General features: G+C 30.1%; 14 protein-coding genes. 10 read left to right on the top strand and 4 right to left on the bottom strand.

The window, feature by feature from the left end; genetic code table 11:
• Window positions 1–70: 70 nt before the first annotated feature.
• From C7U54_RS06660 to carB, 8 genes are all read left to right on the top strand, one after another.
• Complete coding sequence (locus C7U54_RS06660; protein WP_107029746.1) at window positions 71–394, top strand: hypothetical protein; 324 nt, start codon at window positions 71–73, stop codon at window positions 392–394.
• Window positions 395–421: 27 nt separating this feature from the next.
• Entirely contained in the window at window positions 422–2,440 is a 2,019-nt protein-coding gene (locus C7U54_RS06655) for an ATP-binding cassette domain-containing protein (RefSeq protein WP_107029745.1), read from the top strand.
• Window positions 2,437–4,320: an ATP-binding cassette domain-containing protein gene (locus tag C7U54_RS06650; RefSeq protein WP_107029744.1), complete on the top strand. Its 1,884-nt coding sequence runs from the start codon at window positions 2,437–2,439 to the stop codon at window positions 4,318–4,320. Before C7U54_RS06655 ends, C7U54_RS06650 begins: the two co-directional genes overlap by 4 nt.
• Before the next feature lie 5 nt (window positions 4,321–4,325).
• Window positions 4,326–4,523 (top strand): hypothetical protein, encoded by a 198-nt coding sequence (locus C7U54_RS06645; protein WP_048924770.1) that lies wholly within the window; start codon window positions 4,326–4,328, stop codon window positions 4,521–4,523.
• A 1-nt stretch (window position 4,524) separates the two neighbouring features.
• On the top strand, window positions 4,525–4,731 hold the full coding sequence (locus tag C7U54_RS06640) for a hypothetical protein (RefSeq protein ID WP_107029743.1): 207 nt from the start codon (window positions 4,525–4,527) through the stop codon (window positions 4,729–4,731).
• Between the two features lie 47 nt (window positions 4,732–4,778).
• Window positions 4,779–4,991 carry a hypothetical protein gene (locus C7U54_RS06635; RefSeq protein ID WP_107029742.1) on the top strand — a complete coding sequence of 71 codons (213 nt, stop codon included), beginning with the start codon at window positions 4,779–4,781 and terminating at the stop codon, window positions 4,989–4,991.
• A 272-nt stretch (window positions 4,992–5,263) separates the two neighbouring features.
• Entirely contained in the window at window positions 5,264–6,334 is a 1,071-nt protein-coding gene (locus C7U54_RS06630; protein ID WP_107029741.1) for a carbamoyl phosphate synthase small subunit, read from the top strand.
• A gap of 1 nt (window position 6,335) precedes the next feature.
• Window positions 6,336–9,533 carry a carbamoyl-phosphate synthase large subunit gene (gene carB, locus C7U54_RS06625; protein WP_107029740.1) on the top strand — a complete coding sequence of 1,066 codons (3,198 nt, stop codon included), beginning with the start codon at window positions 6,336–6,338 and terminating at the stop codon, window positions 9,531–9,533.
• 307 nt (window positions 9,534–9,840) lie between these two features.
• On the opposite strand, the gene C7U54_RS06620 is transcribed toward carB, so the two are convergent.
• From C7U54_RS06620 to nagA, 4 genes are all read right to left on the bottom strand, one after another.
• Window positions 9,841–10,608 carry an HAD family hydrolase gene (locus C7U54_RS06620; RefSeq protein ID WP_107029739.1) on the bottom strand — a complete coding sequence of 256 codons (768 nt, stop codon included), beginning with the start codon at window positions 10,606–10,608 and terminating at the stop codon, window positions 9,841–9,843.
• On the bottom strand, window positions 10,608–11,282 hold the full coding sequence (locus tag C7U54_RS06615) for an AIM24 family protein (protein ID WP_107029738.1): 675 nt from the start codon (window positions 11,280–11,282) through the stop codon (window positions 10,608–10,610). The genes C7U54_RS06620 and C7U54_RS06615 overlap by 1 nt, the downstream gene beginning before the upstream one ends.
• Before the next feature lie 13 nt (window positions 11,283–11,295).
• Entirely contained in the window at window positions 11,296–12,318 is a 1,023-nt protein-coding gene (locus tag C7U54_RS06610; RefSeq protein ID WP_107029737.1) for a lactonase family protein, read from the bottom strand.
• A gap of 96 nt (window positions 12,319–12,414) precedes the next feature.
• Window positions 12,415–13,554, bottom strand: coding sequence for an N-acetylglucosamine-6-phosphate deacetylase (gene nagA / locus C7U54_RS06605; protein WP_107029736.1), 1,140 nt, complete (start codon window positions 13,552–13,554; stop codon window positions 12,415–12,417).
• A gap of 136 nt (window positions 13,555–13,690) precedes the next feature.
• Between nagA and C7U54_RS06600 the strand changes: the two genes are divergently transcribed.
• Both C7U54_RS06600 and C7U54_RS06595 read left to right on the top strand, forming a co-directional pair.
• Window positions 13,691–14,182, top strand: coding sequence for an Lrp/AsnC family transcriptional regulator (locus C7U54_RS06600; RefSeq protein ID WP_107029735.1), 492 nt, complete (start codon window positions 13,691–13,693; stop codon window positions 14,180–14,182).
• Window positions 14,182–15,351, top strand: coding sequence for an aminotransferase class I/II-fold pyridoxal phosphate-dependent enzyme (locus C7U54_RS06595; RefSeq protein WP_048924762.1), 1,170 nt, complete (start codon window positions 14,182–14,184; stop codon window positions 15,349–15,351). The genes C7U54_RS06600 and C7U54_RS06595 overlap by 1 nt, the downstream gene beginning before the upstream one ends.
• The last annotated feature ends 8 nt before the right edge of the window (window positions 15,352–15,359 follow it).

Genomic DNA, 15,359 nt, shown 5'->3' with positions numbered 1-15,359 from the left:
ATCATTTTTTTAAAGCTTGTTACAATGTAATCAGAAGGAAATAATCATAGTAGAACGGAGGAAAGTTATTATGAAAAACAAAAAAGTCATTACATCAATTTTAAGTTTAGCATTTGTTTTTATGTTTTCTTTAGGATGCGTAAGTGCAGCGACACAAACAAGAAATGTTGTTGTTTATACAACTAAAGACACATCAGGGTTAATTATTTGTATAAATGAGCATAAAGCAACTTGTACAAATTCTAAAGCAAAAAGTACCGTTTCGACTAAATATTTAGTGACAGGTGGAACGCAAAGTATAAAAAATTTAGATTCTGGAAAAACCGCACAAATAAAAGTTATTGGAAGACTTGGAAATGCAGAACAAACAAAATATTCAACAATTAAATTTTAAATAATATAAAGAAAGAGGCGAAATACTATGATTGAAATGAAGCATTTAGACATCAAATTTGATAACCAAATAATATTTAAGAATGCCAACTTTAAAACATGTCCAGGGAAAATAACAGGTATCATAGGAAAAAGTGGATGTGGAAAAACAACATTCTTAAAAGCGTTAATCTATCAATACAGTAATCAAACACTTTCTATTGATGAACAAGTAATTACTGATAAAAACAAAGAAGATTATTTATTGAATTATGTCAGCTATATTGATCAATTTGGTACATTCTTTGAAAATATGAAAATACGTGAACATTTTGAATTTATAAGTCAATTAAAGAATCAAGGGTTTGACCAAGATAAAATGTTAGAAATGCTTCATTTAGTAAGATTAGATAATATAGATCTATCCTACTTTCCTTCTTCTTTATCCATAGGACAAAGAAAAAGATTTTTAATAGCATTGGCGATGTATAAAGATGCATCAATCATTATCATTGATGAACCAACTGCATCTTTAGATCAAGAAAATAAAGAAATTATTTTAAACCTGTTACAAAAACTAAAGAAAGACAATAAATATATTATTATTACGACACATGATGATTTCCTTATAGAACATTTAGATATCGTTTATGAAATAGAAAATAAGCAACTTTACTGTCATCAGGGAATAAAAGAAGTTCAGAAGAATTTAAAAATAGAAAATACAAAACATCAAAGAATCAAAAAATATTTTTTCTATAAAAATCAAAGACAATGGTTTCAATTCATATTGGTAATGTTACTGGGATTTATTATGACAGTTTCTATTTCTACCAATATAAGTGACAGTATTTTACAGGAAAATCAGCTTGCAAACGGTATAGAAAGAGCTAATAAAGCAGAAGTCTATACAGGAAAAATGAATGATGCTTTTTTTGGAAATGATGGTTATTTTATAGGGGATCAGATAAATAATCTTGATATTAGTGATGATGAACTCGCACAAATGAAAGCAATCAAGCATGTTAAAGGTGTTTATCCTTTTGATGTTTTTGATACGATCAATCAGATACAAAATGTATCAACGACGAGTGTTTACTTTCAAGGAAACAAGGTAAATTTTGATTATTTACAAGATGGCAGTCCACTTGTGGCGCCTTATTATTCTTTTCAAAATATCAAAACAAATGGTAAAAAGCTTAAAGGAAACGCTATCAGTCAGTCATTGGCTAATAAGCTAGGAATAGATAAGGATGAAAAGAATTTTAAGATTTCTGTAGAGGTCTATATACCTGTCCAACAATACAGTTATCAAGGAGAAATGAATGAATCAGGGCTAAAGGCAGAGATGTCGCAAGTCCTTACTAAAAAAGTAAAACTTGATTTAGAAGTAGATCATATCATTTCTGTCGATGATTACTATAATGAATTTTTGAGTGCAGGATATACTATTTTAATGCCAGAAAAATCATTTTATAGTTTATTGAATCAATACAATAATCAGACACCAGATAGTTTATTAGACGCTAAAGAATTAAATGCAACAATTACACCTTATCATAGTAAGAATTATGTTATAGAAGTAGATCGTATAAATAATTTAAAAATAGTAGAGAAAGAAATAACAAAGATTTCTAAAAATCTTGCAACCTATGATCAATATAATTCAGTTATTGATATGACAGATATCTATAAAGAAGAAAGAAAAGGAAGATATATCTACATGGTTATGGTGGTTCTTGTCGCCATTGTACTTTATGCAATGGTACAAATCAATGCACTTGATGATCGTAAAAATGAAGTAAAACTATTAAAACTTTATGGACTAAATGATAAGAATGTTCATTCATTGATTAATGAAAATGGCTTTGTTCAATTATTATTGTCACTTGCATTAGGTATACCGGGCTTTTTTATCGCAAGAAAGATGGGGTTTTTTGCAGTCAATGATCAAAGTTTAATCATCAGTTTATTACTTTTCTTTAGTATTCAAATAGCTGTTTCTATCATTATTTACATCTTGTATTTATTCTACAGTAAGTATTTTGTTAAGAAGGTGAAACAATGATTGAAATGAAACATATTAATTTATCCTTTAGGGATAAAGATTTATTTACTGATCAAGAAATTAAAATTGATTCAGGGAAAATTACATTGATTACAGGAGAGAGTGGTTCGGGTAAATCGACTCTATTATTTGAACTTGCACGACTTACAGATTATGCAAATAAGGAATATATTTATGAAAATGAAAAAATGTCTGATTTAGATGAGGAATCATTTAGAAGAAAAATCGCATTTGTTTTTCAAGACTGTCGACTTTTTAATGATCTATCAGTCATTCAAAATATTGAATTCTTTAGTCAACTTGGTCAGGTTGAATTTAAGAAAGATAAAATGATGAATTTGTTAGATGAACTTGATTTAAATATTGATTTAAATGGAGAAGTAAAAGTTTTATCAGGAGGGCAAAAACAAAGGCTTTTGATTTTATGCTGTATGATGAAAGAACCTGAAATCATTTTTTTGGATGAACCAACAGCGTATTTAGATGATGAAAACAGAAGACGTATGAGAAAAATCATTTATGATTTATGCTATAAATATCATAAGACAGTTGTTATTGCTTCTCATGATTTAGAGATGTTAGAGATTGCAGATAAACACTATCATATTGAAAATCAACAAATTCTATTAAAGAAAAATATCATCAAAGAAAATAAGAATTTAATTGCAAGAAAAACAATTCAAACATTTCCACTTAATTATTATTTACATGCACAAAAATCAAATAAAATCCATTATAAAAGAAATATCATCATTTCCTTTTTGATGATCATTATGGCCTATATGATGTGTTTTCAAGCCTATTATCAAAAAGAAACAGAAAGAATGATAAATAAAGCAATCGATAATGAATTAAGGATTTCTTATAAGGATGGTGGAAATGCTTATGATATGGCTGGAACGCCAGTTTCTAGAACACTTGTACAAGATTTATCACAAAATCATATGATTCAAAATATTTCTCCCTTTTTTGAATGGAATGTGGCTCATATGACGGTCAATGATTCATCTTTTAAAGAAACAGTGGTCATACAACCCTATTATAAGAAAATGAAAACAGTCAAAAAAAACAGCAACCATGTATTTTCAATTGATAAACAAAAAATAAATACAGACAAGATTTATATTTCTTATTCACTTTATCAAAAAATAAAAGGTCATATTCATTTGACTGGAACAATGCAGGTGCTAAAAAACAATGAATTTGAATTTGTTGAAATTCCTTTTGAACTTTCAAATGCAGATACTGCTGATAAGGATATTGGTAATCGCTATACGAAATCAACTGAAAATATCATTTATATTTCACAAAATCTCTATCAAAAAATCATCAATCAATGTATACCTGATGCCACGTATCAATCAAATGTCTATATCTTAAAAATAAATTCTTATAAGAATATACAGGCAGTCACAGATTTTATAAAAAAACACGATCAACAAATTAAAGTTTATAATCCAGTATCTTCTACGATTCTAAATCAAACAACATCATTTGGCTTTGAAATGATTTACAATTTTTCAAAGATCATATTTATACTCTTTGTACTTTCATGTTTTATTATAGGAATATTTGATGTTGTCACAAGGCGTTATCAATACGCATTGTTGCTTGTCAATGGGTTCAATAAAAAACAATGTTTAAAACTTATTTTAAAAGAAAGGATTAACTATTGTTTACTATCTATTGTTTTAGCGCAAGTTTCAGTAATGGGTATTTTCTACTTACAATACCATACATTGGCAAGTATAATTATAGAAAGAGCGTTTAGTGTTTTGATGATTGTGAATTTAATTATTCTTTTTGTACCATGTGTTACATTTATCATTTTAATGAAAATAAACAATGAAGGAAATATGTTAAAAACAAGTGAGGGGTGATTACTATGAAAAAAGTTCCAGTATTTGTTGTACTCATAGGATGTGTATTCAGTTGGCTAATAGCAAGTATGAATCCTGTTACAAAGATTATTGATCAATCAACATATTCATATTTTAATTATCAATTGATGGCAATTGGATTCGCAATTAGTTTATTAGTAGGAATTATATTGTTGTGGGTCATAAAGAGAAATAACAAGTAAAGTGAAATTTTATTATAGGCAGGTCAATAAGATCTGCCTTTTATTTATAAAGGATTGGAAGAATTTTAGAGAAGTAGTTATTCTTGTGGTATACTTAAACAAAGAACATGACTTAAATAAAAAGTATGAAGAATGTGATGCATTATTGACACCATTAATGGTCTTTTTAAATAATGTATTAGATTATAAGGGAAAACAGGAATTATAGAAGAGTATGGATTTGATACAAAGAAAATAGAAAGTGAGGTTAAAGATATGTGTGATTTAGGTGAAAGTATTGCATTAGAAGCAAGGAATGAAGGAATTACTCAAGGAATCAAACAGGGTAAACAAATGGAACGTAAAAAAAATATTGAACATGTTAGAAGTGTTATAAATGAATTAAATTGTTCATATCAAAGAGCGAGGGATATTTTAATATTATCAGAGGATGAAAGAAAGGATATTGAAAAGTATTTTCAATCATAGAAAGAGAGTAAAATTTCTTTTTTCTTATACTAAAAAATTGTTAATAAAATAAAATTACAGAATAATAAAAAATTATAAATTAGTGTTGAAAAATGTTATCAAATCTACTATACTATTCAAGAACAAAAGGAGATGAGGGCTATGTTACAACAAAGTGTCAAATATGATTGCTTACAATTGAATACGAGTACCTCATTTTTATATTCTCATTGTTTCTAACATATCATTTTTAATTGATATGTTTTTTTATAACAAAAAAAGGAGGAAAATATATGAAAGCCTATTTAATCTTAGAAGATGGAAATGTATTTGAAGGTGAAAGCGTAGGGGCTAACAAAGAAGTTGTCAGTGAATTTGTATTTAATACTTCAATGACAGGATATGTAGAAGTATTAACGGATCCTTCCTATGCAGGACAATCAGTTGTTATGACATATCCATTAATTGGAAACTATGGAGTATGTTTAGAAGATCAAGAATCTACAAAACCTTATGTTGAAGGATTTGTAGTGAATGAACTTGCTAGACTTGGAAGTAATTTTAGAAAAAATATTGATTTAAAAGATTATTTAATTGAACATGACATTCCTTGTATTCAAGGAATCGATACAAGACATTTAACTAAAATCATTAGAAATAAAGGTTGTATGAACGGAATGATTACAACAACAAAATATGATGATTTAAGTGAAGTGATGGAAAAAATACATAACTTTAAAGTAACTGGTGTCGTTGAAAAAACAACATGTGACAAACCATATAAAGTAGGAACAGGAGATCGAAAAGTTGCTTTATTAGACTTTGGTGCTAAGAAAAATATTGCTAAATCATTAGCAAATAGAAATATAGAAGTCACAGTTTATCCAGCATCTACTCCTGCAAGTACAATCATTGAAGGAAACTATGATGGAGTGATGTTATCAAATGGTCCTGGAGATCCAAGCGAAAATGTTGAAATCATTAAAGAAGTTAAAAAACTATCTGAAAGTGGTTTGCCAATCTTTGCAATCTGTTTAGGACATCAATTGATGGCTTTAGCTCATGGATTTAAAACTGAAAAATTAAAATATGGACACCATGGTGCAAATCATCCTGTTAAAGATTTAAATACAGGTCGTGTTTATATTTCTACACAAAATCATAACTATGTAATTTGTGATGATTCTATTGATCGTAATATTGCAAAACCTTGGTTTATTAATGTAAATGACCAAACAATCGAAGGTGTTGAATATATGGGTAAAAATATTAAAACAGTTCAATTTCACCCAGAAGCATGTGCTGGTCCATTAGATACAGATGCTTTATTTGATGAATTTGAAAAAATGATGGAGGTAAAATAAGATGGCAAGAGATTTAAGTATAAAAAAAGTATTAGTTATCGGTTCAGGGCCTATCATCATTGGTCAAGCAGCAGAATTTGATTATGCTGGAACTCAAGCTTGTAGAGCTTTAAGAGAAGAAGGGGTAGAAGTTGTTTTAATTAACTCCAACCCAGCAACAATCATGACAGATGGTGATATCGCAGATAAAGTTTATATCGAACCATTAACAGTTCCTGTTGTTAAAAAATTAATCATGGAAGAAAAACCAGATAGCATTTTACCAACATTAGGTGGACAAAATGCATTAAACATCGCTATGGCTTTAGCGGATGAAGGATTCTTAGAAGAACACAATGTTCGTACAATTGGGACAAATACAGATACAATCAAACTTGCAGAAGATCGTTTAGAATTTAAAAACTTAATGGAAAGAATTAACGAACCATGTGCTGCATCCATCGTTGTTAACCATGTTAATGATGCTTTAGAATTTGCAGAAAAAATTGGTTATCCAGTTGTTGTAAGACCTGCTTATACATTAGGTGGTACTGGTGGAGGTATCGCAAATAATGAAAAAGAACTTCATGATATTTGTTCAAATGGTTTACGTCTATCAAGAGTAAGTCAATGTTTAATTGAAAGATGTATTGCTGGATGGAAAGAAATCGAATATGAAGTAATGAGAGATAGTGCAGGAAACTGCATTACTGTATGTAACATGGAAAACTTAGATCCTGTTGGTGTTCATACAGGAGATAGTATTGTTGTGGCACCAAGCCAAACTTTATCAGATAAAGAATATCAAATGTTACGTTCATCAGCTTTAAATATTATTACAGCTTTAAATATTGAAGGTGGATGTAACGTACAATACGCTTTAAATCCAAATAGTTTTGAATACTGTGTTATCGAAGTAAACCCTCGTGTTTCTCGTTCATCAGCTTTAGCTTCTAAAGCAACAGGTTATCCAATCGCTAAATTAGCAGCTAAAATTGCTTTAGGATATACTTTAGATGAAATCAAAAATGCCGTTACAGGTAAAACATATGCTTCTTATGAACCAACATTAGACTATGTGGTATGTAAAATTCCTAAATGGCCATTTGATAAATTCGTTGATGCTTCAAGAAAATTAGGAACACAAATGAAAGCAACTGGAGAAGTTATGTCAATCTGTAATAACTTTGAAGGAGCTTTAATGAAAGCTTTACGTTCTCTTGAACAAAATGTTTTCTACTTACGCTTAGATGCCTTTACAAAATTAACACATGATGAATTAAAACAAAAATTAAAAGATGTTGATGATCAACGTATCTTTGCAGTTGCTGAATCATTAAGAAAAGGAATTACTGAACAAGAAATCCATGAAATTACTAAAATTGATGTTTGGTTCATTGATAAAATAAAACATTTAGTAGAAATGGAAGAAAGAATTAAAACAGAAGAATTAACAGTTGATTTATTAAAACAAGCAAAAAGATTACAATTCCCAGATAGAGTCATTGCTGAATTAACTGGAAAAACAGAACAAGAAATTCATCAAATGCGTAAAGATAATAATATTGTTGCAGCTTATAAAGTTGTTGATACATGTGCGGCAGAATTTGATGCACAAACACCTTATTACTATTCAATTCAAGGTGGAGTGAACGAAGTAGAACCACAAAGAGAAAAGAAAAAAATCATGGTTTTAGGATCAGGACCAATTCGTATTGGTCAAGGTATTGAATTTGATTACTGTTCGGTACATTGTGTATGGGCCTTAAAAGCAGCAGGATACGATACAATTATTGTTAATAACAACCCTGAAACAGTATCAACAGACTTTGATATTGCTGATCGTTTATACTTTGAACCACTTACTGCTGAAGATGTAGAAAGTATTGTAGACATTGAAAAACCTGATGGAGCAATCGTTCAATTTGGGGGACAAACAGCGATCAAACTTACCAAAGCACTTACAGATATGGGTGTTAAAATCTTAGGAACAGATGCTGATGATGTAGATGCTGCAGAAGATAGAGAAAGATTTGATGAAATTCTTGAAAAATGTCATATTGATCGTCCAAGAGGTTCAACAGTCTTTACTGCAGAAGAAGCAATTGAAGTTGCTAATAAATTAGGATATCCAGTTTTAGTAAGACCATCTTATGTATTAGGTGGTGCTGGTATGGAAATTGCCTTAAATGATGGTGATATTAAAAAGTTCATGAAAATCATTAATAGACAATACCAAGAACATCCAATTTTAATTGATAAATACTTATCTGGTAAAGAAGTTGAAGTTGATGCAGTTTGTGATGGACATGGTATCTTAATTCCAGGTATTATGGAACACGTTGAACGTGCGGGAGTTCACTCGGGAGATAGTATTTCTGTTTACCCACCACAAAAAATCAAACAAGAAATTAAAGATGTGATCGTTGATTATACAAAACGTCTTGCTAAAGCATTACATGTTGTCGGATTAATCAATATTCAATTCATTGTTTATGAAGATCAAGTTTATGTTATTGAAGTTAACCCAAGATCTTCAAGAACAATTCCTTATATTTCAAAAGTTACAGATATCCCAATTGTTGCCATTGCAACAAAAGCTATTATGGGACATACAATTGAAGAACAAGGATATTCTTATGGAATTGTTCCGGAAAAAGAAACAATTGCAGTTAAGATGCCAGTGTTCTCATTTGAAAAAATCAAAGGTGCAGAAATTTCTTTAGGACCTGAAATGAAATCAACAGGAGAAGTTTTAGGTATTTCTAAAAACTTAGATGAAGCTATTTATAAGGCATTCATGGGAACAGGTATTCAATTACCTAAGAGAAAGAATATCATTTGTACAATTAAAGATTCTTCTAAAGAAGAATTCTTACCAATCGCTAAACAATATTATATGTTTGGTTATGATTTATATGCAACAGAAGGAACATATAAATTCTTAAAAGAACATGATGTACCTGTACATTTTGTCAATCGTATTTGTGAAAAAACAAATACAATCTTTGATTTAATGTTTACGGATACAGTTGATTTAGTAATCGATATTCCAACAAGAAATGATAACTTAAAAGATGGCTTCTTAATTAGACGTTTTGCTGTAGAAGCTGGTATTCCAATTTATACTTCACTTGATACAGCAAAAGCACTTATTGATTCACTTGAAAAACGTAAACATGGTGTGCCATCGTTAATTGATATTACAAAATTAAGATAATTAAAAAATGGTCGAAAGACCATTTTTATTTTGGGCATAATTTTAAGGAGTATTTTGGACTATCTGTCCATTTATAAAAAAATATATTTTTCTATAATGAAAGAAGGAGTTTTTTTATGAATCAAGAAAATACTTCTTTTGAAAAACAAAAAAACTGATTGCAAGAAGAAATGCTCTCAAACTTTTCCTTATTCGCTTCCCTGATGTAGATTCAATTTTTTTAGAAAATCTATCAACCAAACAATATGAAGAACTCTTTGATTTACTTTTAATAGGTAAGAACTTAGACGAAATAAAAAAGGCTATTTTAGATATAGCCTAATTCTTTACATGCATAATAAATACCATCTTCATCAATAGAAGTTGTCACAAAATCACTTAATTTCTTTAACTCATTATTTCCTTGTCCCATACAAATCGAAAAAGAAGCATGTTTAAACATTTCAACATCATTTAAAGAATCCCCAAAAGCTACATAACTTTTCATATTCCATAACTTCATAAAATAAGCAATGCCAGTTGCTTTAGAAATTCCTTTAATAGTAATATCAGCATAACTACTTTCTCCTACCATCACATCAAGTTCTTCAATATCTTTAAATTCTTGATAGTCATAATCTAAAGGACCATAAGCAATCATGGCACCTACTTCTTGATTGGTATAGCTACCAACAGGGGGAATTGGATTATTGAAATAATTACATGAACGAATGACATCTTCATTGGGTTCCATATTAATAATTCTTGGTGTACATTTAAGAGCTAAAGGAATGTTGTGTTTTTTAGAAGCGTCTAAAGCTTTTAAAACAACAGTTGTAGATAAACTTTCTTTGTGAATAAGTTTTAAATTTTTATCTAATAAAGCTTGTCCACTATTGCATACATACCCATCAAAGGCAAAAGTATCATAAATGTGAGTATTCTTTAAAGAGTCAACACTTCTACCTGTAGATACTAATAAAAGATGACCTTTTTCTCTTAATAAATTTAAGGCTTTGATGGTACTTTCTGGTATTTGATGATCTGTGGTTGTTCTTAAAGTACCATCAATATCAAAACAAAACAATTTCTTCATTATTTACCTTGAGGGAAAAATTTTGCAAGTGAATTTGCTACTGCTGAAATAGGCATTGTTTGAACCACAATTTTACCAGGACCAGTAACCACGGTATTAAATAATCCCTCTCCTCCTAAAAATTTATTTTTTAAACCAGGAACTGATTGGATATCCATTTTACAAGTAGCATCCATCATTGCAAGATAACCGGTATCAATAACCATTTGTTGACCTGGTAGTAAATTATATTCTACGGTACTTCCATCAATTTCAATAAAACATGTTCCATGTCCTGAAACCTTTGTTAAAATAAAACCTTCACCACCAAATATACCAGAAGAAAATTTCTTATTAAAGAAAACCGATGTTTCTACATTTTCTTCACTAGCTAGAAAAGCAGATTTTTGAATGATGACTTCTTTTCCAGAATCTACATCAATAGCGACAATTTTTCCAGGGAAACTTGAGGCAAAGGCAATCAAACCATCTTCATTTGCCGTATAACTATTTCTAAATAAAGTTTCACCAGAAAACATTCTACCGATGATTTTACCAGCACCACCACCGTTTGTTTCCATTTTCATACATGGATCCATCCAAGCCATAGCACCACTATCACTAATCATTTTTTCACCTTTATTTAAGTGACAAATAACAACAGGGAGAGTATCTCCAACAATTTCGTATTTCATAATCTTTCTCCTTTTATAAAGCTACACAAACAGGTTGAATAATATCTAAAGTATTTCCTGTAGGCTTAATTTCTTCTTTTTCTTCATCAAATGTATAAAGCTCTAAACAATCTTCTTCTTGACTTGCAACAACAATATAACGATCATCAATAATATTAAAATCACGAGGTCCTTTTCCTGTATGCACCATATAAAGTAAAGTGATTTTTCCTGTTTCTTGATTAACGCGATAAAGGACAATACTATCATGTCCACGATTGGAAACAATAATATGTTTACCACTTGATGTCATATGAATAGCAGCAGCACTTGAAAAGCCATGAAAATGACGAGGTACACAATGAATAACTTGAATCAAAGTAAAGTGTCCATCATGATATTGATAAACCATAATACTGTTACTAATTTCATTGACGAGATAACAATATTTACCATCATGAGAAAAAATCATATGACGAGGCCCACTACCAGGAATCACAGATTGACTTAATGATGTTTCTTGTAATTTTTCATTAATAAATTCATACATAACAATTTTATCAGCACCTAGGTCAACACTATAAAGATATTTATGATCAGGAGTAATTCCTACATAATGAGCATGAGGACTTGTTTGTCTTTTAAGTAAATCAATTCCTGAACCATGATGGTGAACAACTGAAAGTTTATCTCCAATTTTATGATCCTTTAATGGGAAAGCAGCTGTTGCTCCAACGTGATAATTGGCTGTAAATAAATATTTTTGATCAGGACTTAAACATAAATGAGTATAAGAACGACCATGGGAATTATAAAAAGAAAGTTGTTTTAAATCATCTTCTTCAATATGATAACTTGCGACACCTCCTCCTTCACCAACACGTGCATCTTTTAAAGATACATAAAGATAATCATCTTTTTTAATAACATAAGAAGGAAAATCTTCGGTAGGAATATGTTTATTTAAATGAAGTTCATTTTTAGTTTCATCTAAAGTACATACATAAAGACCTTTTTCTTTTCCTTTAGCGTAACTTGATACATAAAAACGATACACAAAATCGCCTCCTTTTGAAACAATTGTACCATAAAATGACTATAAAAAGCTTTCTATATAAGAAAAAAAAAGAGATGCATGAAGCATCTCAAAATCTTATTTTTGCCCAACGCCTTTACAATAAGTTTGTACAACTTCATAATCTCTATCTAAAACAACAAGATCAGCATCATAACCAACGCCAATTGTTCCTTTACGATCAGCAACATGTAAACATCTTGCTGGGTTTGATGTACATGCATTGATCGCGTAATTAACAGGAACTAATGCATCTTCAATTAAGATTTTTAATCCTTTGTTTACATTTAAAGTAGATCCTGCTAAGTTACCAGCTTCTACTAAGTGTGCACTACCATCTGGATAAATGACAACTTCTTGCCCACCAAAATCAAATTTAGTACCTACAGGGAATCCTTTACACATTAATGAATCAGTAATCATAATACTATAATCAGGACCTTTTGAAGTAAAGAAATTATTTAAAGCGGCAAGAGTAGAATGATTTCCATCACAAATAATTTCTCCATACATATTTCTAATACGTAAAGCACCACCAACAAGACCATTTGCACGATGCGTAAATGGTGTCATTGCATTATAAACATGAGTCATACTTCTTGCTCCATGAGCGTATGCTTGAACAGCTTGTTCATAAGTTGCATTTGAATGTCCAATACTTACGACCACATTATTTTGACTACAATATTTTGTAAGAGCGTAATCTTCATCATTTTCAACAGCCATAGTAATATATTTAATTAAACCATGAGCAGCTTTTTGATATCTTTTAAATTGTTCAATATCAGGTTTAACACAGTATTCTTCAGGTTGAGCACCTTTATGTGCTTTATTTAAATAAGGACCTTCAAAATGAATTCCTAAGATTTCAGCACCTTCATAACCTTCTTCCACAACTTTTGCGACATTACTTACCGCATTTGTAAGAACTTCTTCACTTTGAGTAAGAGTTGTTGCAAGGAAAGAAGTAACTCCTTCATCAACGATTCCTTTTGCCCATTTTCTTAATCCTTCAGGATCAGCATCATTTGTATCAAAACCATAAGCTCCATGGCAATGAATATCAATAAAGCCAGGAAGAATTCTTAAATCTCCATAATCTTTCGTAACTTCTTTTTCATTGTAAGGATATATTTCTTTAATAATTCCATCTTCTAATTCTAATTGTGCTGGCGTGAATTGATCCGCAATCCAGACTTTTTTACTTTGTATAATCATAATTTCACCTCATATTTATTATAGAACACTTTACTTATCTAGACAAGCAACAACTCCTCTTATTTCTAATAAAAATTCAATTTACCTTACCTCTAAATTAGTATATAATTAGAGTCATAATAAGGAGGAAGAGGATATGGATGAAAATTTACTTTTATCATTAATTGAAAACAACGCGAAAATGGAAGTCGTTGATCTTGCGGCCGCCTTAAACGAAACAAAAGAAAATGTTGATAAGACAATTAAAGATTTAGAAAAAAATAAAACAATCTATGGTTATCATACTTTGATCAATTGGGATAAAACAAATCACGATGTGTGTACAGCTGTAATTCAAGTTAATGCGAAACCTGAAAGAGATTATGGATACGATCGTATTGCGAAAAAAATCTATAATTTCCCAGAAGTAGATACAATGTATTTATTAGCGGGTAATTATGAATTTTTATTAATTGTTAAAGGAAAAACAATGGTTGAGGTTGCTAAATTTGTTAATAGTCGTTTAGCGGTTATTGAAGGTATTGAAAGAACAGCCACAATGTATGTTTTAAAACAATATAAAAACATGGGTAAACTTGTTGAGGATGATAATAAAGATGCAGCAGAAAGATTATTGGTAACTCCATAATGGATTTTGAAAAAATTGTTAATCCTGTTGTAAAAGATATTCCACCTAGTGGAATTCGTAAATTTTTTGATTTAGCTAATCAAATGGAAGGTGTTATTTCTTTAGGGGTAGGTGAACCTGATTTTGCAACCCCTTGGACAATTAGAGAAGCTGCAATCTATTCAATTGAAAAAGGAAAAACATTCTATACAGCAAATCAAGGATTATTAGAATTAAGAAAAGAAATTTGTAAATATCAAAAAAGAAGATTTAATTTAGATTATAAACCAGAACAATGTATTGTCACTGTTGGGGGATCTGAAGGAATCGATTTAGCCTTTAGAACAATTATTAATCCAGGTGATGAAGTCATTTTATTACAACCAAGTTATGTTGCTTATACACCGGGTGTTGCACTTGCTGGTGGAGTGGTAAGAAACATTACTTTAACAGAAGAAAATGAATTTAAATTAACACCTGAACTTTTAAAAGAAGCTATCAATGAAAAAACAAAGGCCATTCTTTTAAACTATCCAAGTAATCCAACAGGTGGATTTATGACAAAAGAAGACTATGAAAAATTGGTGCCTATCTTTAAAGAATCAGGAATTATGATCATAACTGATGAAATCTATGCAGAACTTTCTTATGAACATAAATTCTGTTCAATTGCATCTTTTGATGAAATCAAAGATCAAGTTATTCTTGTCAGTGGTTTTTCTAAAGCTTATGCGATGACAGGATGGCGTTTAGGTTATGTTCTTGCGAATGAATATCTAGTTAAAATGATGAAAAAAATTCATCAATATGTCATTATGTCAGCTCCAACTTGTGCTCAATATGGAGCCATTGAAGCGATGAGACATTGTGATGAAGAAATTGAAAAAATGCGACAAGCTTATCTTGCAAGAAGAAACTTCTTAGTCAAAACATTTAATGAAATGGGACTTAAAACATTTACACCACAAGGTGCTTTCTATGTTTTCCCATGTATTAAATCAACAGGGCTTACATCAGAACAATTCTGTGAAGAATTATTAAATGATCAGTTAGTAGCCTGTGTGCCAGGAAGTGCTTTTGGTGAAGCAGGAGAAGGATATATTCGTGTTTCTTATGCTTATAGTTTAGAAGAACTTAAAGCAGCAACAAAGAAAATTAGAAAATTCTTAGAAAATAAGGGAGTTATTTAACTCCTTTT

Origin of the sequence: Faecalibacillus intestinalis (assembly GCF_003024685.1) — a bacterium.
GTDB classification, from domain to species: Bacteria; Bacillota_I; Bacilli_A; order Erysipelotrichales; family Coprobacillaceae; genus Faecalibacillus; species Faecalibacillus intestinalis.
This window is presented reverse-complemented; position numbering and strand designations above follow the sequence as displayed.